We start from the raw sequence: 23583 nt of genomic DNA on the forward strand, positions 1-23583 counted from the left end.
CGGCCGCATGCCCGCCGCACACCTCCTGATCGGCCCTCTGCTGCGGCGCGTGGTGGACACCCGGGCGACGGTCTGGGTGGAGACGGCGGCGCCCGCCGTGGTCACCGTCCGCACCGCCGACGGCGCCACCGGCACCGCTGCCACCTTCTCGGCGTACGACCACCACTACGCGCTCGTGGTGGTGGAGGGCCTCACCCCGGACAGCACGACGACGTACGAGGTGCTTGTCGACGGCGAGGTGGTCTGGCCGGTGCCGAGCAGCGGCTTCCCGCCGAGCGTGATCCGCACCCGGGCCGCCGACGACAGGGATCAGCCGGTCAATCTGATCTTCGGCTCGTGTCGGGAGACCACCCAGCACTCCACCACCCGCAAGCTGCCGCCGGACGCGCTCGACGCGTACGCCCGGCGTTTGATGGCCGACCCGGAGTCGAACGCGCTGCCGGACCTGCTGGTGCTGCTCGGCGACCAGGTCTACGCCGATGTGACCTCGCCGACTGTGCGCCGGCTGCTGCGTCGCCGCCGGCGTCGTCCGAAGGGCGCTCCGGCGGACCAGGTGGTGAGCTTCGACGAGTACACGAAGCTCTATCTGGAGTCCTGGCGCGATCCGGAGATCCGCTGGCTGCTGTCCACCGTGCCGAGCGTGATGATCTTCGACGATCACGAGATCATCGACGACTGGAACACGTCCGCGTCGTGGCGGGCGGAGGTGCGCGAGCAACCGTGGTGGGCCGAGCGGATCGGCAGTGGGCTCGCCTCCTACTGGGTCTACCAGCACCTGGGCAACCTCTCCCCCGACGAGATCACCGCCGACCCGGTCTTCGCCAAGGTATCGGCCGCCGAGGACGCCACTGGTGTGCTCCGTGAGTTCGGTGCCCGGGTCGACAAGGAATCCGACGTGGCGCACGACACCGAGCGCTGGCGCGCGGTGCAGTACCAGTGGAGCTACGCGCTCGACCTGGGCCGGACCCGGCTGGTCATGCTGGACAACAGGTGCAGCCGGGTGCTCGAGCCGGAAAAGCGGGCGATGCTGCCGCCCGGTGAATGGGCGTGGTTCCTCGACCAGGCGCACGGCGTCTACGACCACCTGGTGGTCGGCAGTTCGCTGCCGTGGCTGCTGCCGCAGGGCATCCACCACATCGAGTCGTGGAACGAGAAGCTCGCCGACTCGCGCCGCCCCTGGGTGGCACGCGGGGCGGAGAAGCTGCGCCGGGCGCTCGACCTGGAGCACTGGGCTGCTTTCCGCCGCTCCTTCGAGGCGCTCGCGGAGACGTTCGCCCGGATCGGCACCGGCACGCCGAGGCAGTCCGGGGCACGGGTCGGGGCCGGCCCGGCGTACGCCCCACCGGCGTCGATAAGCGTGCTCTCCGGGGACGTGCACCACTCGTACGTGGCTCGGGCGCGGTTCGCCGACCCATCGGTGATCACTCCGGTGCACCAGCTCACCTGCTCGCCCATCCACAACCAGGTGCCCGCCGGGATCCGCCCGTTGATGCGTCTGGGCTGGTCGTCCGGCCCGGCGGGGGCGACACGGGCGCTGGCCCGCTCGGCTGGCGTCCGTCGCCCGGGGGTGCGCTGGCGCAAGCTGGCCGGTCCGTACTTCGGTAACGCCGTCGGCACCCTGACCCATCAGGGTCGCCGGGCCGACGTCGTCATCGAGGGCACCACGGGCGAGGGGCACCTACGTCGGGTGATGAACCGGCGGCTCTCCGGCGACCGCTGATCCGGCCCCGCCGTAGTCTCTAGCCCGTGGACGAGCACCTTCCGGAGCCGATCCGGGCAGTCGAGCACGAGTTGACAGCCCTGCTGCGTCGAGGTCGGGCAGTCTCCTGGGAGATCGCCCGGGAGGTGCACCCGAACCTCGAACCGAACACGTACGGGCTGCTGCTCTGGCTGCGGCGCAGTGGGTCGATCCGGTTGACCGAGCTGGCGGCGCGACTCGGTGTGGGAAAGGGCACGCTGAGTCGGCAGATCAACGGGCTGGAGGCGCTGGGTCTGGTCCACCGCGACCCCGACCCGAGTGATCGACGGGCCGCGCAGATCAGGTTCACCGAGGAGGGTCGGCGCCGGTTCGACGCCGCCCGGGCGGCCCGCGTGGGCGAGTTCCTGCGCACCCTTGACGACTGGCCGGCCCGGGACGTCGAGGAGTTCGCCCGCCTGCTCGGCAGGTTCAACGACTCCTGGAAATGACCCGCGCGGCGGGGAATGACGCTCACGTCCGCCAAGTTGTTGCTTGAGGCAACCAAAGCACCCGGTTGCTTCAGGCAACCCTCCGAGGCGGGCGAGCCCCGGTGACCCCCACACCGCATGGAGGCAACAACGATGAGCCAGGCGACAGCGCCAACCCGGGCGCCCGGCGTCGTCGACATGACCCACCGGCAGATCCTGGAGGCTCTCTCCGGCCTGCTGCTGGGCATGTTCGTCGCGATTCTCTCCTCGACGGTGGTGTCGAACGCGCTGCCGCGGATCATCACCGAACTGCGCGGCGGCCAGTCCGCGTACACCTGGGTGGTCACCTCCGCCCTGCTAGCAACCACCGCAACAACCCCCATCTGGGGCAAACTGGCCGATCTGGTCAGCAAGAAGACACTCGTCCAGTTGTCGCTGGTGATCTACGTCCTCGGCTCGGTGCTCGCCGGAGCGGCGCAGGGCACCGGCGAACTGATCGCGTGCCGGGTGTTGCAGGGCATCGGCGCCGGCGGCCTCACGGCCCTGGCCCAGGTGATCATGGCCACCATGATCGCGCCGCGTGAGCGTGGCCGCTACAGCGGCTACCTCGGTGCGGTGATGGCGGTCGGCACCATCGGCGGCCCGCTCATCGGTGGCGTGATCGTCGACACCTCGTGGCTCGGCTGGCGCTGGTGCTTCTACGTCGGTGTGCCCTTCGCCATCGCCGCGCTCGTCGTCCTCCAGAAGACGCTGCGCCTGCCTGTGGTCAAGCGCAAGGCCCAGATCGACTGGTGGGGCGCCACGCTCATCACGGCGGCCGTCTCGGTGCTGCTGGTCTGGGTCTCGCTCGCCGGCAACCAGTTCGCCTGGGCCTCCGGGCAGAGCGTCGTCATGGTGCTCGGCGCCCTGGTGCTCGCCGCGCTGGCGATCCGGGTGGAGACCCGGGCCGCCGAGCCGATGATCCCGCCACGGCTGTTCCGCAACCGCACCATCGTCCTGGCCGTCGTCGCCAGCATCGCCGTCGGCGTGGGCATGTTCGGCGCCTCGGTCTTCCTCGGCCAGTACTTCCAGATCAGCCGCGGCCAGAGCCCGACCATGTCCGGCCTCATGACGCTGCCCATGATCCTCGGCCTGCTTGTCTCCTCGACGCTGAGCGGCCGGATCATCACCCGCACCGGACGCTGGAAGCGGTTCCTGGTGCTCGGCACGGCACTGCTCACCGCCGGGTTCGCGCTGATGGGCACGCTGCGGGCCGACACCAGCTTCACCCTGCTCTCCGTCTACATGGCGTTGATCGGCATCGGCCTGGGCATGACCATGCAGAACCTGGTCCTCGCCGTGCAGAACACAGTCGACCCGCGCGAACTCGGCGCGGCCAGCTCGGTGGTGGCGTTCTTCCGCAGCCTCGGCGGCGCGATCGGCGTCTCCGCGCTCGGCGCGGTGCTCGCCCACAAGGTCAAGGACTACACGGCAGCCGGCCTGTCGCAGCTCGGCATCCCCGCGTCCAGTTCCGGCAGCGGCGGGAGCCTGCCCGACGTGCACACCCTGCCCGGCCCGATCCGGCTCGTGGTGGAGAGCGCGTACGGCCACGGAGCCGGCGACATCTTCCTGGCCGCCGCCCCCTTCGCGCTTATCGCGCTTATCGCGGTGATCTTCATCAAGGAGGTGCCGCTGCGGCAGCACAACAGCGCACCGACGACAGGCGACGTCGAGCGGGAGCCGGCCGTGGAGGCAGCAGCATGAGCGTCGGAGCACCGGACCGCGAGGAATTCGGCCCCCGGACACGTCCGCTGCCGTTCGAGCGGGGCACCGACGGCCCCCGGGTCGTCCTGGTCGGCGTGGACGGCACCCGCACCTCCGAGCGGGCCGGCGCCTACGCCGCCGGTCTCGCCCGCCGGCAGGGCGCCGCCCTCGTGGTGGTCTTCGTCAGCTCGTCGAGCGGGCTGAGCGCCCTCGTGCCCGGGATGGACGCCGCAGCGGTCCAGCGCACCCACGACGAGTTGGCCGACGAGCTGCGTCGCGAGTGCCGGCGCGGAGCCGAGGAGTGGAAGCTGCCGGTGACCTTCCTGTGCCGGCGCGGCGACGCCTACGCCGAGCTGTGCGCGGCAGCCGACGAGTGCCAGGCCGACATGGTCGTGGTGGGCGCGTCCGAGCAGGCCGGTCACCGGCTTGTCGGCTCGGTCGCGACCCGCCTCGTCCGCACCGGGCGCTGGCCGGTCGTCGTGGTGCCCTGAAAAGCCGTCGCTTTTGTCGTACCCGGACCACAGGATGTCCGGATGACATGGAGAGCACCCGAGATCGACCGCACACATGAGCCGCTCGTCGCTGACGAACGCACCATGCTCGAAGGTTGGCTCGACTATCACCGCGAGACCCTGCTGCAGAAGTGCGCCGGCCTGACCGCCGAGCAGTTGCGCACGGCGAGCGTCGAGCCGTCCGGCCTGAGCCTGCTAGGGCTGGTCCTGCACATGACCGACGTGGAGCGGTCCTGGTTCCGCCAGCGCTTCGCGGGCGAGGTCCTACCCGACCTGTTCGACTACGACACCGACAACGACGCCGACTTCCACGCCGCCGCCGACGCCGACCCGGAGGCGGCCTTCGCCACCTTCCGGGCCGAGGTCGAGGCCGCCCGGGCCGCGACCGCAGGACGATCCCTGGACGAGACGTTCACGCTGACCCGCAGCGACGGAGACCGCACCTTCAGCCTGCGCTGGGTCTACGTGCACATGATCGAGGAGTACGCCCGGCACAACGGGCACGCCGACCTGATCCGCGAGCGGATCGACGGCGTCACCGGCGACTGACGGCAGGCTCAGTAGTCCAGGGCCGCCCGCAGGTAGCGCAGATCCGCGTGCCCGCCCCAGCGGTGCGCCGACAGCCCGGCCGCGCGGGCGCCCCGGATCGCCCAGTCCTCGTCGTCGACGAACAGGACCCGGGCCGGCGGGGTCCGGACCGCCACGCACGCCGCCTGGAAATACTCCGGCGCGGGTTTGTGCACACCGAGGGTCGAGGAGTTGACCACCACGTCCACCTCGTCGGCGAGGTCGAGCGCGGCGAGGTCGGCGTCGAGCAGGTCTGTGGCGTTGGTGGCCAGACCGACCCGGATCCCCGCGGCGCGCACCTCCCGGACGAAGTCGAGCACCTCGGTGTCCACCTCGCCCCGGTAGCGCTGCCACTGCTCCACCGCCGCCCGAGCCCGGTCCGGGCCACCGGCCGGCTCGACGAGCGCGTCGGCCACGCTGCTCATCCAGTCGGCGTGGCTGACCTGCCCGGTGAGCACCGGCCGGAGCCGACCCCACTGCATCGCGATCTCGCTGAGCACACCGTCGGCCAGGCCGTACTCTCGCTCCACCTCGGCGGCGACCGCCGGATCCCACCGCCGCAGGACGCCATCCAGATCCAGCAGGAGCGCCGTCGCGCGTTCCCGAGCCACTACCCGTTCTCCTCGCCGCGGCTGTGCCGCTGGTCGTCCTCATCGGCCCTGTTGAGCCGTTGACTGATCACCTGGGTGACCCCGCTGCGCATCGTCACGCCATAGAGCGCGTCGGCGATCTCCATCGTCCGCTTCTGGTGGGTGATGACGATGAGCTGGCTCTTCTCCCGCAACTGTGCCAGCAAGGTGATCAACCGGCCCAGGTTGACGTCGTCCAGGGCCGCCTCGACCTCGTCCATGATGTAGAACGGGCTGGGCCGGGCGCGGAAGATCGCCACCAGCATGGCCACCGCGGTCAGCGACCGCTCGCCACCGGAGAGCAGCGACAACCGCTTGATCTTCTTGCCCGGCGGGCGGGCCTCCACCTCGACACCCGTAGTGAGCAGATCGTCCGGGTCGGTGAGGATCAACCGGCCCTCGCCGCCGGGGAAAAGCACCGTGAACACCTGCTCGAACTCCCGCGCCGTGTCGGCGAACGCGCTGGCGAAGACCTCAAGGATCCGCTCGTCCACGTCCTTGACCACCGTGAGCAGGTCCCGCCGGGTGGCCTTGAGGTCCTCCAACTGCTCGGAGAGGAACTTGAAGCGCTCCTCCAGCGCGGCGAACTCCTCCAGGGCCAGCGGGTTGACCTTGCCCAGCAGGGCCAGCTCCCGTTCCGCCTTGGCGGCCCGCTTCTCCTGCACGGGCCGCTCGTAGCGGACCGGCTCGGGCACCGGCAGGCCGTCGCGTTCGGCTGTCGCGACGTCGACAGGGGTCGGTGGGACGGGCTGGTTCGGCCCGTACTCGGCGACGAGGGTCTCCACGTCCAGCCCGAAGTCCTCGGCCGCCTTCGCCTCCAACTGCTCGATGCGCAGTCGCTGCTCGGCACGGGCCACCTCGTCGCGGTGCACCTGGCTGGTCAGCCGCTCCAGTTCCGCGGCCAGTCGCTTGGCTGCCCCGCGTACCTCCTGGAGTTCCGCTTCGCGGGCGGCCCGTTCCCGGGCCACCTCGTCGCGGTGCTCCTCGGCCGTCGCGATCGAGGTGGTGAGCCGGGTGAGCGCCTCCCGGGCGCCAGCCGCGACGGCCCGGGCGATGCCCGCGCCCCGGGTGCGCGCGGCCCGCCGGGCTGCGGCGCGCTCCCGGGCGGCGCGCTCCGCGGTGGCCTGCCGGGCCAGCGAGTCGGCCCGGCCGGCGATCGAGGAGACCCGCTCCTCGGCGGTACGCACCGCGAGCCGGACCTCCATCTCGTTCTGCCGGGCCTGCGGCACCATGGCGGCGAGTTGGTCCCGTTCCTCGGTGGAGGGTTCGGCGTCGACAGGGGTCTCCTCGGCCAGGCGCAGCCGCTCCTCCAGCTCGGCGAGCGCGGCAAGGTCCCGCTGTCGGGCCGCCTCGGCGCGCGCCCGGGATTCACCGAGCCGGTCGGTCTCCGCCTTCGCCGAGCGCGCCGCCGCACCCAGCTCGGCCAGCCGGCGGGCGGCGGCGTTGCGGTGGCTCTCCGCCTCGCGCTTCTCGGCGGCGGCGTGCTGCACTGCCTCCTTGGCGGCGGTCACCTCGGCGCGCGCCTCGACGAGCTGCTCGCGCAGCTCGGCGCCGGAGCGTTCGGCGGCGAGCCGGTTGGTACGCGCCTCCTCGACGGCCGCCTGCACCTCGATGTAGCTGGGCGCCTTGGCCGACCCACCGGCCGCCGCGTACGCCCCGACCACATCGCCGTCGGGGGTGACCGCACGCAGCTCGGGGTTGCCGGCGACCAGCTCGGCAGCGGCGGCGAGGTCGTCGACGAGCGCCACGTCGCGCAGCGCCCGGTGCACGGCGGGGCGCAGCTCGGCGCCGCACTCGACGAGGTCGGGTGCCCAGCGGGCACCGTCGGGCAGCTTCGGGCGCAGCGCGTCGGCGGAGCCGGTCATGCCGGGCCCCGCCGGACTGCCGACGAGCAGGCCCGCCCGGCCGGCGTCGGAGATCTTCAGCAGGCGCATCGCCTCGACGGCCTCGTCCACGCCGCTGATGGCCACCGCGTCGGCGAGCCCGCCGAGCGCGGCGGCAAGCGCGGCCTCGTGCCCCGGCGCGACGGTGAGCAGCCCGGCGAGGCTGCCGAGTAGGCCCGGCACGTCCCCGGCACGGGCCAGCAGCGCGCCGGCGCCGTCCTTGCGCCGCAGACCGAGTGCCAGCGCCTCCTCCCGGGCCTTCCAGGTGGCGGCGTCCTTCTCGGCGGCCCGCTCGGCGTCGGCGAGCGACCGTACGGTGGCCTGCGCCCGCTCCTGCACGGCGACGGCCTCGGCGTGCCGGGCGTCCAGGTCGGCGTTGTCCCGGTCCGCCTCGGTGGACTGCGCGGCCACCGCGTCCAGGTCGGCCTGTGCCTGCTCGGCGCGGCCCAGCGCGTCGGCGTGCGCCACGGCGAGCCGTTCGATCTCCTCACCGGCGCTCGTGGTGCGGGCGCGGGCCGAGTTGACCTGGCCGGTGAGCCGGGCCATGCCCTCGCGCCGGTCGGCGATGGCCTTGGCGGCGACGACAAGCTCCCGCTCGGCGGCGGCGAGCTGCCGTTCCAGCTCCTGACGGTGCTCGACGGCCTCGGCCAGCCGGACCTGGTCGTCGGTCAGTGCCGCGCGCAGCTCCTCCTCCTGCTCGCGGACCCGCTCCGACTCGGCCTCCAGCTGGTCCGGGTCGCGGCCCGGGCGCTCGTCGTCGCCGGTGGCGCTGAGGTGCCGCAGCCGCTCCCGGGCCAGCTGTTCGATCGAGCGGAAGCGTTCCTGGAGGGCGGACAGCTTGTACCAGGTGTCCTGGGCGGCGGCGAGCAGCGGAGCGTCCTCGGCCAGCGCGGCCTCCAACTCGCCGAGCCGGCCCTGCACCTCGGTGTGCTCGCCCTCGATCTGCTCGCGCCGCTCCCGTAGCGCGGTCTCGTCGGCGATCTCCCGGTCGAGGGTGGTCCGCAGGGTGGCGAGGTCGTCGGCGAGCAGCCGGAGCCGGGCGTCGCGCAGGTTGGCCTGGATGGCGGCGGCTCGGCGGGCCACCTCCGCCTGGCGGCCCAGCGGCTTGAGCTGGCGGCGCAGCTCGGCGGTGAGGTCGGTCAGGCGGTTGAGGTTCACCTGCATGGCGTCGAGCTTGCGCAGCGCCTTTTCCTTGCGCTTGCGGTGCTTGAGGACGCCTGCCGCCTCCTCGATGAACGCGCGGCGGTCCTCCGGCTTGGCGTGCAGCATGCCGTCGAGCCGGCCCTGACCGACGATGATGTGCATCTCCCGGCCGATGCCGGAGTCCGACAGCAGCTCCTGGATGTCGAGCAGCCGGCAGGAGTTGCCGTTGATCTCGTACTCGCTCTCGCCGGAGCGGAACATCCGGCGGGTGATCGAGACCTCGGTGTACTCGATGGGCAACGCGCCGTCGGTGTTGTCGATGGTGAGGGTGACCTCGGCGCGGCCCAGCGGCGCGCGACCGGCGGTGCCGGCGAAGATCACGTCCTCCATCTTGCCGCCGCGCAGCGCCTTGGCGCCCTGCTCGCCGAGCACCCAGGCGATGGCGTCGACGACGTTGGACTTGCCGGAGCCGTTCGGGCCCACCACGCAGGTGATCCCGGGCTCCAGCTTCAACGTCGTGGCGGAGGCGAAGGACTTGAAGCCCCGCACCGTCAGACTCTTGAGATACACCTTCTCGATCCTCGTCCGGTGGCCGCCGTACCGTCGCCGGCTGCGGGGACCTGGGTGAACCCGCAGACTAACCCGGTGGCGGGAGCCGTCGGGCACGCGACCCGCCCCGGGTCGTGCCGGCAGTCGGCCGGACCGCCTCTGCGGCTGTGACCGGAAAGACAAAGCGCATTCATGATCAGCCTGCTGGTACGCGTATTTCCGGAAACCGTCCGGGTGGGTGGCGCGGCACCGAATACAAGATCACGAATCATCGGCCGAGGAAAAGGAGCCGGACAGCGTTGCGCGCCGGCACGGAGGTGTCGGCGCGCATTTTTGCGGTGGTGCGATTCAGTTTTCCGACCCGGAGATCAGGTCAGCGCCGGCTCGGCGAGACGAAGCAGATCATCCGCTTCCGCCGCTGCCGCCGCGAGCCGATCATTGTCGGCACGCAGACGCGTGATCTCGAACTCCAGTGCCTGAACCCTGGCACGCAGTCGGGTGACCTCGTCGAGCAGACGCCGGTCGGGCGCTGCACCTACGTGGCCGTAGAGGGCCTTCGCCATGCTGACTCCTTGATATGCGCTGCCGGAAAGGCCGGCCAACGCGCGCCCATTTGTACGCGGCTGCCATTCCAGGTGTATCTGGGCATGACCGGGCGCGACTGGCGACACCTATATATTGAGCCGCTAACCCCTCGTTCGTCAAGTTCTCGCAGGCCGTAGATCATCTCCACGTCGACCTGTCCACTTGTCGGGGGGCTGCCACAAGGCACGGACACGCTCTGTCCGGACACCTTTACTGTACGCCCGGATTCCCGGAAGTCCGCCCCTCGGCGTCCCACTTCCCCTTAACTCTTCCTTAGCCACGTTGCCGCAGCTCGTGGGCGAGTCGTAGCGTCACCCCGGCCAACAACCGACCCCGTGGAGGCATGGCGTGCACGGCTGGACCGACCCGATGGACCCGAACGGCGCACCCCGGCGCGCCGAGCGGCCGACCGACGAGCCGGACTGGCTGAGAGATCGACCGGAGCCCCGTTCGGCCTACCTGTTCGGCGACGACCCCGACCAACCCGGCGACGGGTGGCACCACACGGAGCCCACCTCCCGGTGGCAGCCGGCACCCATGGATGAGCCCACCGACGCGGAGGCCATTGGCGGCTGGGCGGCACCGACCAGCGCCATGCCGATTGACGCGGAGACCAGCGGCGCTTGGCGGGCCGGCACCGGCGACGAGGGCCGGCCCGGCGAGGGCCGACACCGCTCGCCGCGGCGCTGGCGTCGCCCCCTGCTGATCGGCGGCGCCGCCGCGGCCGCCACGCTCGTGGTGAGCTTCGGTGTGGGCGCACTCGCCCTGCCCGGCGGGGACCGGTCGACAGTTGAGCCGACCGCTGTCGACGACACCGTCGCCGCCGCGCCCGCCGAGCAAGCCGAGCAACCGGCCGGCGACACCTTGATCGCACCCTCCCCCACCGCCACGCCCAGCACGGCACAGCCGACCCCGACGCCGAGCAAGGTCGTCAAGCCCACCCCGGCGCCGTCGCGCTCCACCGCCGCGTCACGGCGTACCGCACCCCGCAGCACCGCGCCGAGCAGCTCCGGCGGCTCCGGCGGCACCGCTGGCACGGTGAGCGCCCAGGCTCGCGAGGTGGTGGACCTGGTGAACGCCGAGCGGGCCAAGGCCGGCTGCAAGGCGCTGAGCATCGACGACAAGCTGATGACCGCCGCGCAGCGGCACAGCCAGGACCAGGCCGACCACAAGAACATGTCGCACACCGGCAGCGACGGCAGCAACCCCGGCGTCCGGCTCGACCGGGTCGGCTACGCCTGGCGCACCTACGGCGAGAACGTGGCCTGGAACCAGCAGACGCCGGCCAGCGTGATGAGCGCCTGGATGAACAGCACCGGCCACCGGAAGAACATCCTGAACTGCGCGTTCACCGAGATCGGCGTCGGCATCGCCAGTAGCAACGGCCCGTACTGGACGCAGGTCTTCGCGGCGCCGCGCTGACCGCGCGTCGTCCGCGCCCCCGCGCTCGTTTGACCCGGTGAGGTACGTCGGGCCGGAGCGCGGGGCGGCGTACCGGCCGGCGGCGACGGGCCGCCCAGGACCCGGGAGCTGCCGATGCGGATCCGGCCGCGGCGACGAACCGCCGTACGCCCGCTGCGTCGGATCGTGTCGGCGGGCGTCGCGCTCGTCCTGGTGCTACCGGTGTACGGGTGCCGGGCCGAGCTGACCCCGCCCGGCGCGCCCACCCCGTGGCCGGCCGGGCAGGCCCGCCACTGGCAGTGGCAGTGGCAGCTCAGCGGCCCGCTCGACCCGACAGTGGACGCGGACGTCTTCCTGCTCGACCCGGTGGCCACCACCGCCGCGCAGACCGCCGAGCTGCGCTCGCGCGACCGCCGGCTGATCTGCCAGGTGTACGTCGGCTCGGTGCGCTCGACCGACCCGGACGCCAGCCGGTTTCCCGCCACCGTGCAGGGCTCGGCCGCACGCCGACCCGGCAGCCGGTGGCTGGACGTACGGGGATGGGACGCTCTGGAGCCGGTGCTGGCCGACCGGTTCCGGCTCTGCCGGGGCAAGGGCTTCGGCGCCGTGGCGTTCGCCGACGCCGACGGGTACGAGCACCGCGCCGGCTTTCCCCTCGGCTTCGACGACCAGCTGCTGTTCAACCGTCGGCTGGCGCAGCTGGCCCGGTCGCTTGACCTCTCACCCGGGCTGGTCAACGCCGTGCCGCAGCTCGCGGCGCTGGCCCCCGACTTCGATTTTGCGGTGAACGAGGAGTGCGTACGGCTGGACCAGTGCGCCAAGCTGCTGCCGTTCGCCGATGCGGGCAAGCCTGTCTTCCACGTCGAATACACGGGCTCGACCGACGACTTCTGCGTCACCACTGTCGGCTACGGCTTCGCGTCGATACGCAAGGAACGGGCGTTGGACGCCTGGCGGGAGGCGTGCGCGCTGCCCTGACACGGTCGGCCGGGCCACAGTCGTGGCCCGGCCGAACTCGCGCCTGGGTCAGGGCACCGCCACCAGCTCCGGCGCGGCTGCCGGCGGATTGGCGTCGGCGGGGGCCGGCTTCGGACGCGGGCGCAGGAAGCGCGGCGCCCACCAGTTGGCGTCGCCGAGCATGGTCATCAGCGCCGGCAGCACCACGGCCCGGATGATCGTGGCGTCCAGAAGGATCGCCGCCGCCAGGCCGATACCGAGCTGCTTCATGTCGATGGTGCTCAACGTGGCGAAGATCGAGAACACGCCGACCATCACGATCGCCGCGCTTGTCACCACCCCCGCCGACGAGGTGATGCCGTACGAGACGGCGTCCCTGGTGGACATCCCCGCCAGGACTCCTTCACGGATCCGGCTGACCACGAACACGTGGTAGTCCATCGAGAGTCCGAAGAGCACCACGAAGAGGAACAGCGGCAGCCAGGACACGATCGCGCCCATCGAGGTGAAACCGAGCAGCCCTTCGGCCCACTCACCCTGGAACACCAGCACGACGAGCCCGTACGCGGCGCCGGCGGAGAGCAGGTTCAGCAGGATCGAGCTTGCCGCCACCACCACCGACCGGAAGGTGAACACCATGACGAGGAAGGTGAGCACCAGCACGAACCCGATCACCAGCGGCAGCTTGCTCTTGATGTGCTGCGCGTAGTCCTCGCTGTCGGCAACGCTCCCGCCCACCGCGTACTCAATCCCGGGGATGCCCCGCAGCTCGGCCGGGACAAGGTCGTCGCGCAGCTTCTCCAACGACTGCACCGACCGGTCGTCCCTGCTGGCGTACGGGGTGGCGACGTCCAGCACCGACACCCGCCGGTCGGCCGACACCTCGATCTTCGGGCCGTCCGCCTCGGCGGGAGCGAACAGCGGGTCACCGGCGGCACGGCCGGCGAGGCCGGCGAGCGCGGCGTGGACCCGGTCGGCCTGCTCGGCAGGCGCGCGCACCGCCACCACATGGTTGGTGCCTGTGCTCGGGAAGGCCGCGGTGAGTCTGTCGTACGCCTGCATCGCCGGCGTGGTGCGCGGCAGGTCCTCCATGCCGGGGAACTTCAGCTTCATGCCGAGCGCGGGTGCGGCAAGCGCGAGCAGCAGACCGACCGAGATGACAAGGGTCGCGACCGGAGCACGCAGGGCGGGCCGGAGCACCGCCGGCCAGAGTCGAGGTGCGCGGGGTGCGCCGTTGCGGTCGGCGCGCGGCGCGGTCAGGCGCCAGAGCAGCGGCACCCGGGGCCGGTCGACCCAGCGGCCGAGCCTGGCCAGCAGGGCCGGCAGTACGGTCAGCGAGCCGGTCACCGCGACGGCGACCACAAGGATCGAGCCGACGGCCAGGGACGAGAAGACCACGTCGCCGGCGAGCAGCAGCCCGGCCATCGAGATGATCACCGCGAAGCCGGAGACCACAACGGCGTGCCCGGAGGTCTCCGCGGCGATCTCGACAGCGTCCAGGCCGGAGCGGCCCTTGGCCCGTTCCTCGCGTTCCCGGCGGATGTAGAACAGCGAGTAGTCGACACCGACAGCCATGCCGATCAGCAGGATCACCGGCGCGGTGGTGTCGGTGGCGGGCACCAGGTGCGAGGCGAGGGTGGAGAGACCCATCGCGGCGGCGACCGAGGAGAGCGCCAACAGCACCGGCACGCTGGCGGCGATCAACGCGCCGAACGCGATGATCAGGATGGCCAGTGTGACCGGCAGGCTGAGCAGCTCGGCGCGCTTGAAGTCCTTGCCCAGGGTGTCGTCGAGGGCCTGGTTGATCGACGGGCCGCCGACCTGCTCGACGCGGAGCCCCGGATGCGCGCCCTGCACTGTCGCTGTCGCGTCGCGCAGCGGCTGCACCCGGTCCGACGCGGTACCCGGATCACCGGACATGGTGATCGGCAGCAACACCGCCGACGCGTCCCGCGCGGTGACCGGTTGGCCGACGCCTGCGACCCCGGGGACGGTACGCAGCCGGGCCGCCGCGTCGTCGGCCGCCGTCTTCGCCGCCACCAGGTCCAGGGACCCGTCCCGGGCGGTGATCAGTACGTTCTCCACGGCCGGGTCGTCGAAGGCTCCGGAGTCGACGATCACGCCGGCCCGCCCCGCCTCGCCGATCGCCTGGTCGTTGTTTGTCGCCTCGTTGAGGCCGACGGCGTTGCCACCCACGAAACACACCGCCACGAACACGGCCCACAGCGCGATCGCCCGCCACGGATGCTCGGCGCTCCACCGCGCCATCCGCACCGTCACCGGTCTTGCGCCCATCTCAGGTCCCCCTGTCACGTCAGCCCCCTGTCAACGGTGCTGACGCTAGAGACGGGACGAGACCATCACATCGGGGATCGGCCGGGCCTGCCCCGGAGTCCGTCCACCATGGGTGGCGGGCCACCGGGCCGGTGTCAACCCCCGACCCGGTCACCGATTCCGGGGACGATCCGGGGTGCCGGGCGCGACCCGCCGACGCCGACCCGGATGCCGCTCCGGGTCATCCCCGAAGGGAGCCCCTGGGCCGGGGCTGACAACGCGGGCAGCTGTACGAGGAGCGGTTCATGAACGCCTCACGGCGGATGGGCGTGCCACACCGCCGGCACGGCTCGCCCTCACGGCCGTACACGTTCAGCTCCCTGTCGAAGTAACCGCTCTCGCCGTTGACGTTGACGTAGAGGGCGTCGAAGCTGGTGCCGCCCTCCTTGATCGCCTCACCCAGCACGTCACGGACGTGCCCGAGCAGGCGCTGCGCGGCCGGCCCGGTCAGCGCGTCGGTGGGGCGGACGCCGTGCAGTCGGGCACGCCAGAGCGCCTCGTCGGCGTAGATGTTGCCCACCCCGGAGATCAGCGTCTGGTCGAGCAGGGCGCGCTTCACCTCGGTCCGTCGGCGGCGCAGCGAGGCGACGAACTCCGTGTCGGAGAACTCCGGGTCCATCGGGTCGCGGGCGATGTGCGCGATCTCCGCGGGCAGCTCGGCGCCACCTTCACTCACCGAGAGCCCACCGAACGTGCGCTGGTCGACGAAGCGCAGCTCCGGCCCGTCGTCGGCGAACCGGAACCGGACCCGCAGGTGGGTCTCGTCCGGAGTGCCGGGCTGCTGGAGCAGCAACTGCCCGGACATGCCGAGGTGCCCGATCACCGCGTCGCCGCTGTCCAGCGGAAGCCACAGGTACTTGCCGCGGCGGCGGACGTCCAGCACGGTCCGGTCGGCGAGCACGTCGGCGAAGTGCGCCCCACCCGGGACGTGCCGCCGGACGGCGCGCGGGTGTCGGACCTCGACCGAGGCGATCCGCCGACCGATCACCCACTGGGCGAGCCCCTGCCGTACGGTCTCGACCTCGGGCAGCTCAGGCACGGCGTACACCAGTCTCGTGGCCGTCGGCACCCCCGGCCGGCATGGACTGCGCCAGGTGGTCGGCCTGCTCGCTCTGGGCTGCCCGCTCGGCGCGCTCCAACGGCCCGAACGACTCGTCCCCGTCGGTCAGGTCACTGCCGTCGCCCGGCTGGTCCCGGTGGTCGGTGCTGGCCCGCCCGTTCTGGCCGCTCTGGCTGGTCTGGCCTTCGTCGTCGGGGCCGTTCTGCTCGGCGAGCGTCCGCCAGGCCGCCTCGGCGGCCCGCTGCTCGGCCTCCTTCTTGCTGCGTCCCTCGGCGCCGCCGTAGCGGTTGCCGGCCACCACGACCCAGGCGGTGAACGTCTTCAGGTGGTCCGGGCCGGTGCCCTCGATCCGGTACTCCGGAACGCCGAGCCCCAACGCCGCGGTCAACTCCTGGAGGCTGGTCTTCCAGTCCAGGGCGGCACCCCGGCCAGCCGACTCGGCCATCAGCGGGTCGAAGAGCCTGTGGATCACGATCCCGGCGGTGTCCAGCCCGTACTGGAGGTAGATCGCGCCGAGCAGCGCCTCAAGCGTGTCGGCGAGGATGCTCGCCTTGTCCCGCCCACCGGTGGTCTCCTCACCCTTGCCGAGCAGCAGGTACGCGCCGAGGCCGTCCGGCCCCAGACCACGCGCCACGTCGGCGAGCGCCCGCATGTTGACCACGCTGGCCCGCAGCTTGGCCAACTGGCCCTCGGGCAGATCGGGATGGTTGTGGAACAGCGCCGTGGTGATCACGACGCCGAGCACCGAGTCGCCGAGGAACTCCAGCCGTTCGTTTGTCGGCAGGCCACCGTTCTCGTACGCGTACGAGCGGTGGGTCAGCGCCCGTTCCAGCAGGTCCGGCTCGATGCTGACGCCGAACGCGGCTTCCAGGTGACCGACGGACGCCCGCCGCCGCTTGTCGTTGCTCATGATGTACGTACCTCGGTGTCGGTGGAGCGGTCTGAGCGGTCGGCCACGGCGTCGCCGTCGAGCAACGCGGAAACCAGGTCGATGGCGTGTCTCCGCCACAGGTGAGCGGCGAGGGCGATGCCGGAGGCGACGTCGTCGGCGCCGGCGGAGCCGTGGCAGACGACCACCGTTCCGGCGACGCCCAGCAGAGCGGCGGCACGGGGTGCGCCGCCGCCGACGGGCGGGCCGCCGGCCATCGCGTACGCGCCCTCGATCGCCTTGAGCAGCACGTTACCGGTGAAGCCGTCGGTGACCACCACATCGGCGCGCGCGCCGAGCGTCACGTCGTACCCCTCGACCAGGCCGACGTAGTGCGCGCCGCCGGGCAGCGGCTCGACGGAGAGCAGGGGGTCGGTGGCGCGGCGTACCCGGTCGCCCTTGCCGGCCTCGGTGCCGACCGAGAGCAGGCCGACCCGGGGCGCGGCGACCGAGTGGGCGACCGCGGCGTACGCGGCGCCGAGAACGGCGTGCCGGGCGAGGGTGGCCGGGCGGGGCTCCAGCGTGCCGCCGACGTCGAGCAGCACTACCGGCCCGGCTACCGCGGGCAGGGTGGCGACCAGGGCGGGTTGGCGGATCTCGGGCCAGCGACCCAGGCCGAGCACGGCGGCGGTGACAGTGGCGCCGGTGGCTCCGGCGGAGACCAGCGCGTCGGCGGTGCCGTCGCGGACGGCGGTGACGACGGCCCGGACGGTGCTCTCCGCGCGGGCGGCGCTGGGATGGTCGGCCATGCCGACGGAATCGCGGACCGGCCGCACGGTGATCCGGGCCCGCTGGGCCGGGCCGAGGGCAGCGATCAGCTCGTCGGCGACCTCGGTCGGGCCGACGAGCAGCAGGTGCAGGTCCGGGTCGGCGCGCATGGCACGCAGAGCGCCGTCAACCACGACGGCGGGAGCGTCGTCCCCGCCGAGGAGGTCAACGGCGATCCGCGCGGTGCCCCGCTCCGCCGGAACACCGGCCGGGTTGGGCCGGCCGGTGTCGGAGGGAGCCGGGGCACCGGGCGAATGCCAGGGTGCGCGCGCCGCCCGACCTGGGGTCGGGGGCGTCACTCGGCGTCCAGGTCAGACCTCGAGAACCTGGCGGCCGTTGTAGGTGCCGCAGACGGAGCAGGCGGCGTGCGGCAGCTTCGGGGACTTGCACTGCGGGCACGCGACGGTCGCGACCACGGTCGCCTTCCAGTTCGCCCGGCGGGACCGGGTGTTGCTGCGCGACATCTTGCGCTTGGGGACGGCCACGGTTCTTACTCCTCTGTACGGGTCAGTTGCGACAGGCCCGCCCAACGCGGGTCGATCTGCTGGTGACTGTGGTCGGCCGGCAGATCGTCCCAGTGCGCCCCACATTCGGGGCACAGTCCTGGGCAGTCCTCCCGGCAGCGCGGGTTGGTCGGCAGCGTGAGCACCAACGCGTCCCGCAGCGCCGGCTCCAGGTCGATCAGATCGCCCTGCATCCGGCCCACCTCGTCCTCGTCGGTCGTGGCGTCCGTGGTGCTGTTCTCGTACGCGTACAGCTCCTGGATCGTCACGGCCATCGAGTTGTTGATTTCGCGCAGGCAACGCCCGCACTCGCCCCGGACGGGACCGGTGATGGTCCCGGAGACGAGCACACCTTCGGACACCGACTGCAACCTCAGATCGAGGGTGAGGTCTGCGCCCTCCGGCACGCCGATCAACTCCACACCGAGGTCCGCCGGTGCCGGCACGTCCCGCTGGACCTCACGCAACGCGCCAGGGCGGCGCGGCAGGTCCCTCGTGTCGAGGACCAGCGGCGACCTGGGGTCGAGTGTCGATGGCGAGCGCTTGGGCATAGTCAGACTCCGGCCGGTGAGAGGCCGACAAAAAAGGTTACCTGGGCGACCGCCGGACCGTCGAACCGGGGGCGACGCCCGCCTTGAGTGTCGGCTGGTGAGGTGCCGCTCAGAAGGGTAGCGGGCGTTCCGCCTCATCCCCACCGAAGGTGCCGATCTCCCGCAGCGCGTGCATCTTGTCGCGACCACGCTCTATCGAGGCGAGCGCCCGGGTGAGGAACTGCTCGAAGTTGGCAAGCGCCGTGTCGACGTAGTCGTCGACCTCCTCGCGCAGGCGCTGCGCCTCGGCCCGGGCTTCGGAGATGATCCGCGCCCCCTCGTGCTCGGCCGACACGGTGATCTCGTTCACCGAGACCAGGCGGGCGTGTTCTGCCTCACCCTCGCTGATGATCCGGTCCGCCTCGCGCTTGCCCGCTTCCATGATCTTGTCGCGCTCGTCGAGGAGCGCGGCGGCGCGGCGCAGGTCGGCGGGCAGTTCGGCACGCATCTCATCGAGAGCGGCGATCATCTCGCCCCGGTCGACCATGCAGTTGTTGCGCGACATCGGGACGGAGCGGGCCTGCTCCACCATGGCGATCAGTTCGTCGATGCGATCGAGCGGGTCCACCGGTACCTCACTCCTGTCGTTCGTCGGCCGACCTCCATGATGCGGGCTACGGCCGGTTCCCCGCTCCACCAATCATGTCGTGCCCGCCCCACCCACGCCCCATCCACCCCAACCCGGCGCGTCGCGCCCCCATCGCGCTCCGCGACCCTGGCACCGCCCAAACCCCGTCGATCTTGCACTTTCCGCCTCGACAATTGCCGCACCTACACACATTCCCGCGACCACAACTGCAAGATCGCGGGAGATGGGGGTGGGGGGTGAGGGTGAGGGTGAGGGTGGGGTTAGGGGGGCGGGGTCAGGGGCGGGGGGTCAGGCGAGTTTGTAGCGCTTCTCGCACTGCGTCGGGGACGTGGGCGGAGATGTCGCCGCCCCACTTGGCCACGTCCTTGACGAGGCTGGAGGAGAGGAACGAGTAGAGGGGGTTGGTCGGCATGAACAACGTCTCGACCCCGGCCAGCCCGATGTTCATCTGGGCCATCTGCAACTCGTAGTCGAAGTCGCTGACCGCCCGCAGACCCTTGATCAGGACACTCGCCTGCTGGGCCCGGCAGAAGTCGACAAGCAACCCCCGGAACGACTCGACCCGCACGTTGCCGTACGAGGAGGTCACCTCGCGGAGCATGTCGATCCGCTCCTCGACGGTGAACAGGCCACTCTTCGACTGGTTCACCAGCACGCCGACGATCACCTCGTCGAAGAGCCGACTGGCCCGACCGATGATGTCGAGGTGACCGTTGGTCACCGGGTCGAACGAGCCGGGACACACCGCGCGTCTCATGATCGGCGACCGTACCAAAGCGTGGTCTCGCCGTAACGGCGGCTACGCCCGGGGGTGATGCCCTCCACCCAGTCGAACTGCCTGGTCCTGCTGGACCGTTCCACCACCACGAGCGCGTCGGGCGCCAGCCAGTCGCCGTCGACAAGCGCGGTCAGCAGCGCGGTGATCTCCTCGTCCGGCACGGCGTACGGCGGGTCGGCGAAGACCACGTCGTACGGTCCGCCGTCCGGGCCGGCGGCCAGTGCGGTCGCCACCTTGCCGGCGACCAGCCGGACGGCCGAGCCGGCCCGCAGGGTCGCCACGTTCTCGCGAATCACCCGGGCAGCCCGGGGGTCGGACTCCACGAGCAGGACGTGCCGGGCACCCCGGGACAGCGCCTCCAGCCCCACCGCGCCGGAACCGGCGTACAGGTCGGCGAAGCGCACGCCGTCGAGGTCGACCTCGGCCTGCACGGCACTGAAGAGCGCCTCGCGGACCCGATCCGAGGTGGGTCGGGTGCCCGCACCGGGGGGTGCGGCGATCCGACGGCCGCCGAGTGTCCCGGCCACGATCCGGGTCATCGCCTCCTCCTGCTCATGACCTCGACGCTACGCGACCCGCCGAAGTCGGCAACACGGTAGGTATCGCCGCGACGATCACGTGATCACTTCTCGTATATCAATGATCTCAAGTTCATATCATTCGCCTTAGTGAATCCTGAGGCCTGTATCACTCGTGGCGATCTCGCTAGGGTCTGCCGGGTGCCGGCGGCAACCCACCGGCCCACGGTATCGGGAGGGCGCCGCACCGTCTGGACGTGCAGCGACCGTCCACTGTCTCTCCCGTGCCACACCCCTGACGCTTCAGCACTCCAGGAGTACCCGTGATCCGTCCCAAGCTGTCGCTACGGCGACCGCTGGCCGTCCTGGGAGCCGCCCTCATCGGCCTCGCCGGGGTCGTCGCGGTGGCCGCCCCAGCCAGCGCGCACCACACGACCATCACCGCCACCGCCGACTGCGACAAGCGCACCGGCGAGCGCGTGATCACGTGGAAGGTGGAGAACAGCGAGCGCGACAAGGCCGTGACGCTCAAGAGGGTGACCTCCGAGCCCGCGACCGACGTGACAGTGCCCGTCCGGGGCGCAACCTCCGTGCCCCTTCAGGGGTACGTCATCGAGAAGCGCGGCTCCGTGCAGGCCGTCCAGCGGGTGCCCGGCGACACCGCCACCGCCAAGCTGACGGTGTTCGGCAAGTGGCAGAAGAACGGCAAGGAAGCCACCAACAACGGCAGCATCAACCTTGCCGCCGACAGGTCCTGCACGCCGGCGCCGAAGTGCATCGACGCCAGCAAGGCCAAGTACAGCCACACCTTCGACGGCCCGAAGGGCACCGCCACCGTCAAGCTCGACGGTGACCTGCCGCTGTGCGGCGAGGGCAAGCAGTGGTTCACGCTGGTGTCGTACTTCGCGCCGCGCCCGCAGTTCGCCACCCCGCAGTACGTCTACGGCACGCCGGACAGCGACTGGATCGGCGGCACCCAGACCGAGATCGAGCTGAACGTCGAGATCCCGGACTGCCACACCCAGGTCGACCTGATCTGGGGTGACGGCGAGCAGGTCATCGACCCGCTGGTCGAGGGCGGCAAGCGGTACGACAACAAGAAGCTCGGATCCCCGGGCGCGCCGGGCAACCGGTCCAAGGGCGTGCAGGGCTGGTACAACGGCGGCGACAAGAGCTGCACCACCCCGGCCTCGACCTTCGCGTCCAACTGCGACGGTTCGGTGGCCGTCTCGCTGAGCAACGACGGCAAGATCAGCAAGTACCCGGTCGAGTTCGAGATCAAGGGTGCGGACGGCTGGTCCAAGAAGGTCTCCGTCGCGGCAGGCAAGGCCGACAACAGCATCGTGGTTCCGGCCGCCAACGCCGGCAAGATCGAGGTGCTTGTCGACGGCAAGGTGGTCGAGAACGGCACGTACTCGTGGCAGCGCCCCGAGGACTGCCCCCTGCCGGCCGTCACCACCGAGGCCGACTGCAAGACCTTCGCGCTCACCGTGACCAACCCCGAGGGTGGTCTCCCGGTGAAGGCCACCTTCGCGTACGGCGACAAGACCGAGACCCGTACGGTGGCCGCCGGCGGCTCGGAGAAGGTGACCTTCAAGGCCAGCAAGGCCGAGTCGGCGCTCGTCACCCTGCCGGATCTGGACCTGGAACTGGAAGCCATCTACACGCCGGAGGGTGACTGCGGCGGCGGTGGCGGCGGAGGCGAGGAGCCGGGTCTCCCGGTCACCGGTGCGGCGGCGGGCGGCATCGCCGCCGGGGCGATCGCCCTGCTGATCGCGGGCGCCGTGTTGTTCGTCATCGCCCGACGGCGTCGGGTGACCTTCACCGCCTGACCTGTTCGGCCCACGGGCGCGTCGACCAACCGGTCGACGCGCCCGTGGCGTGTTCGGCTCCACTCCGGAGCAACGCCGCAGGGATCGGCAGTGACCGGGCGAACACGTACCGGCGATCAATGATCACGAATTAGTAAAGTTGCCTTCCGGCAATGATCTGAACTCCCCAGATTCACCATTGATCAGTACAGTCACCCTCTGTTCCCGCCTCGCGCGGGAGCATCCCGCGTCGCGACGCCCCGGTGAGCAGACGACCCGCACAGGCGTCCCGCCTCCCGGCTCCCCGCACGCGATCCGTACTCCCCCTCACCAGGAGCCTGCGTGAACCCTCCCAAGTCTCCGTTGCGGCGCATCGCGGCCATCGCCGCCGGCGCGCTGATCGGTCTCGTCGGTGTCGGCGCCCTCGCCGCGCCCGCCAGTGCGCACCACCCCGAGCCTTCCGGCACCTACTGCCTGGCCGCAGACGGCCTGACCACTGTGACGTGGAAGGTCGGCAACAGCGAGAACATCACTGCCGAGGTCACGGCTCTCACGTCCACCGTGCCCAACGAGTTCCGTGACGGCAACCTGGCCGTAGGCGCGACGCTCCCGAAGAAGGGCGACGGTTTCCTCACCGCCACCCAGACCCACCGCTTCACCGAGCGGAAGCCGAAGATCGAGCTGACCGTCGAGGCCCGGTGGGTGCGTCCGAACCGGATCGTGACCGAGCACCGGACGGTGGCGGCAAAGCCGGCCGGCACCTGCGCGGCCCAGCCCACCACGCCGCCGGCCAGCCCGACGCCGACCGCCACGCCGACCGTGAGCGCGTCGCCCACCCCGAGCGTGCCGGCGTCGCCCAGCCCCAGCGCGACCACTGCCTCCCCGACGCCGACCCAGAGCCCGTCGGAGACCCCGACGGCTCCCTCGGTACCGGTCGAGCCGGTGGGCACCGTCGAGTCGACCTGCGACAAGCTCACCTTCACGGTGGAGAACCCCGCCGACGGTGAGACCGTCACCCTCACCCTGACCCCGAACAAGGGCGAGGTGAAGACGCTTACCGTCAAGCCGGGCGAGACCGGCTCCGTCTCGTTCCCCGCGACCGAGGGCCTCACCGTCACTCCGGCCGCCGATGGTCTCGACGACACCGAGCCGATCGCGTGGGAGAAGCCGGCCGAGTGCGACGGTCAGGGCGGCGGCCTGCCGCTCACCGGCGCGAACACCACCATGATCGCCGGCGGTGCCGTCGTGCTGCTGGCCGCCGGTGCGGGCCTGTTCGTGATGGCTCGCCGTCGCCGGCTCCGCTTCACCGTCTGACCCGAACCGCGCTGAAACCCGAGGGCGCGTCGACCACCCGGTCGACGCGCCCTCGGGCGTTTCCGGCTCGGTCACGGTCCGCCTCGGCCCGCAGTCGGCCTTGGCCCGCAGTGCGGGCTTAAGCCGCGGTTCGGCGCCTCCATCTCGCGGTCAGCGCAGTGACCGGCGGCGGCGCCGAGGACAGGTCTCATGCGCGTCCTTTGCTCTGCTTACCTCCAGGCAACGGCCGCCGTCCGCATACCGGACGCGGCCTGT

Annotated in this window: 21 protein-coding genes; 9 read left to right on the forward strand and 12 right to left on the reverse strand. The window is 71.5% G+C overall.

Features of this window, described 5'->3' with window-relative positions:
• Nucleotides 1-7: 7 nt before the first annotated feature.
• From F4558_RS20020 to F4558_RS20040, 5 genes are all read left to right on the forward strand, one after another.
• Entirely contained in the window at nt 8-1720 is a 1713-nt protein-coding gene (locus F4558_RS20020) for an alkaline phosphatase D family protein (protein ID WP_167945489.1), read from the forward strand.
• Between the two features lie 26 nt (nt 1721-1746).
• The gene (locus F4558_RS20025; protein WP_053652438.1) at nt 1747-2187 is read left to right on the forward strand and encodes a MarR family winged helix-turn-helix transcriptional regulator; all 441 of its coding nucleotides are present in this window, start codon (nt 1747-1749) and stop codon (nt 2185-2187) included.
• Between the two features lie 132 nt (nt 2188-2319).
• The gene (locus F4558_RS20030; RefSeq protein WP_053652437.1) at nt 2320-3909 is read left to right on the forward strand and encodes an MDR family MFS transporter; all 1590 of its coding nucleotides are present in this window, start codon (nt 2320-2322) and stop codon (nt 3907-3909) included.
• Nucleotides 3906-4400 carry a universal stress protein gene (locus F4558_RS20035; RefSeq protein WP_167945491.1) on the forward strand — a complete coding sequence of 165 codons (495 nt, stop codon included), beginning with the start codon at nt 3906-3908 and terminating at the stop codon, nt 4398-4400. Before F4558_RS20030 ends, F4558_RS20035 begins: the two co-directional genes overlap by 4 nt.
• 42 nt (nt 4401-4442) lie before the next feature.
• Nucleotides 4443-4970, forward strand: coding sequence for a DinB family protein (locus tag F4558_RS20040; RefSeq protein ID WP_053652435.1), 528 nt, complete (start codon nt 4443-4445; stop codon nt 4968-4970).
• An 8-nt stretch (nt 4971-4978) separates the two neighbouring features.
• Here the strand turns inward: F4558_RS20040 and F4558_RS20045 are convergent, their stop codons facing one another.
• The 3 genes from F4558_RS20045 to F4558_RS20055 form a co-directional block, all read right to left on the reverse strand.
• Entirely contained in the window at nt 4979-5599 is a 621-nt protein-coding gene (locus F4558_RS20045) for an HAD-IA family hydrolase (protein ID WP_053652434.1), read from the reverse strand.
• Nucleotides 5599-9213 (reverse strand): chromosome segregation protein SMC, encoded by a 3615-nt coding sequence (smc, locus tag F4558_RS20050; RefSeq protein WP_053652433.1) that lies wholly within the window; start codon nt 9211-9213, stop codon nt 5599-5601. Before smc ends, F4558_RS20045 begins: the two co-directional genes overlap by 1 nt.
• A gap of 347 nt (nt 9214-9560) precedes the next feature.
• Nucleotides 9561-9755, reverse strand: coding sequence for a hypothetical protein (locus F4558_RS20055; RefSeq protein ID WP_007456482.1), 195 nt, complete (start codon nt 9753-9755; stop codon nt 9561-9563).
• A 370-nt stretch (nt 9756-10125) separates the two neighbouring features.
• Between F4558_RS20055 and F4558_RS20060 the strand changes: the two genes are divergently transcribed.
• The gene (locus F4558_RS20060) at nt 10126-11199 is read left to right on the forward strand and encodes a CAP domain-containing protein (protein ID WP_167945493.1); all 1074 of its coding nucleotides are present in this window, start codon (nt 10126-10128) and stop codon (nt 11197-11199) included.
• A 114-nt stretch (nt 11200-11313) separates the two neighbouring features.
• Nucleotides 11314-12156 carry an endo alpha-1,4 polygalactosaminidase gene (locus tag F4558_RS20065; protein WP_167945495.1) on the forward strand — a complete coding sequence of 281 codons (843 nt, stop codon included), beginning with the start codon at nt 11314-11316 and terminating at the stop codon, nt 12154-12156.
• A 48-nt stretch (nt 12157-12204) separates the two neighbouring features.
• On the opposite strand, the gene F4558_RS20070 is transcribed toward F4558_RS20065, so the two are convergent.
• The 9 genes from F4558_RS20070 to rsmD all read right to left on the reverse strand — a co-directional run bounded on the left by F4558_RS20070 (nt 12205) and on the right by rsmD (nt 20224).
• Nucleotides 12205-14430 (reverse strand): MMPL family transporter, encoded by a 2226-nt coding sequence (locus F4558_RS20070; RefSeq protein ID WP_167945497.1) that lies wholly within the window; start codon nt 14428-14430, stop codon nt 12205-12207.
• A gap of 220 nt (nt 14431-14650) precedes the next feature.
• Complete coding sequence (gene mutM / locus F4558_RS20075; protein ID WP_053652533.1) at nt 14651-15508, reverse strand: bifunctional DNA-formamidopyrimidine glycosylase/DNA-(apurinic or apyrimidinic site) lyase; 858 nt, start codon at nt 15506-15508, stop codon at nt 14651-14653.
• A complete protein-coding gene (rnc, locus tag F4558_RS20080; protein ID WP_231639885.1) occupies nt 15501-16439 on the reverse strand; it encodes a ribonuclease III in 939 nt (312 codons plus the stop codon). The genes mutM and rnc overlap by 8 nt, the downstream gene beginning before the upstream one ends.
• Nucleotides 16436-17401 carry a phosphate acyltransferase PlsX gene (locus F4558_RS20085; RefSeq protein WP_167947571.1) on the reverse strand — a complete coding sequence of 322 codons (966 nt, stop codon included), beginning with the start codon at nt 17399-17401 and terminating at the stop codon, nt 16436-16438. Before F4558_RS20085 ends, rnc begins: the two co-directional genes overlap by 4 nt.
• 135 nt (nt 17402-17536) lie before the next feature.
• On the reverse strand, nt 17537-17710 hold the full coding sequence (gene rpmF, locus F4558_RS20090; protein WP_030335284.1) for a 50S ribosomal protein L32: 174 nt from the start codon (nt 17708-17710) through the stop codon (nt 17537-17539).
• 5 nt (nt 17711-17715) lie between these two features.
• Entirely contained in the window at nt 17716-18279 is a 564-nt protein-coding gene (locus F4558_RS20095; protein ID WP_053652430.1) for a YceD family protein, read from the reverse strand.
• A gap of 109 nt (nt 18280-18388) precedes the next feature.
• Complete coding sequence (locus F4558_RS20100) at nt 18389-18886, reverse strand: SPFH domain-containing protein (RefSeq protein ID WP_053652429.1); 498 nt, start codon at nt 18884-18886, stop codon at nt 18389-18391.
• A gap of 295 nt (nt 18887-19181) precedes the next feature.
• Nucleotides 19182-19664: a pantetheine-phosphate adenylyltransferase gene (coaD, locus tag F4558_RS20105; RefSeq protein WP_053652428.1), complete on the reverse strand. Its 483-nt coding sequence runs from the start codon at nt 19662-19664 to the stop codon at nt 19182-19184.
• Nucleotides 19661-20224 carry a 16S rRNA (guanine(966)-N(2))-methyltransferase RsmD gene (gene rsmD, locus F4558_RS20110; RefSeq protein ID WP_167945499.1) on the reverse strand — a complete coding sequence of 188 codons (564 nt, stop codon included), beginning with the start codon at nt 20222-20224 and terminating at the stop codon, nt 19661-19663. Before rsmD ends, coaD begins: the two co-directional genes overlap by 4 nt.
• Nucleotides 20225-20526: 302 nt before the next feature.
• Here rsmD and F4558_RS20115 point away from each other — a divergent pair, with 302 nt between their 5' ends.
• Nucleotides 20527-22035 carry a cell wall anchor protein gene (locus F4558_RS20115; protein ID WP_167945500.1) on the forward strand — a complete coding sequence of 503 codons (1509 nt, stop codon included), beginning with the start codon at nt 20527-20529 and terminating at the stop codon, nt 22033-22035.
• A gap of 321 nt (nt 22036-22356) precedes the next feature.
• Complete coding sequence (locus tag F4558_RS20120; RefSeq protein ID WP_167945502.1) at nt 22357-23328, forward strand: LPXTG cell wall anchor domain-containing protein; 972 nt, start codon at nt 22357-22359, stop codon at nt 23326-23328.
• The last annotated feature ends 255 nt before the right edge of the window (nt 23329-23583 follow it).

The sequence above is a fragment of the Micromonospora profundi genome (assembly GCF_011927785.1).
In the GTDB taxonomy this organism is placed as follows: Bacteria; Actinomycetota; Actinomycetes; order Mycobacteriales; family Micromonosporaceae; genus Micromonospora; species Micromonospora profundi.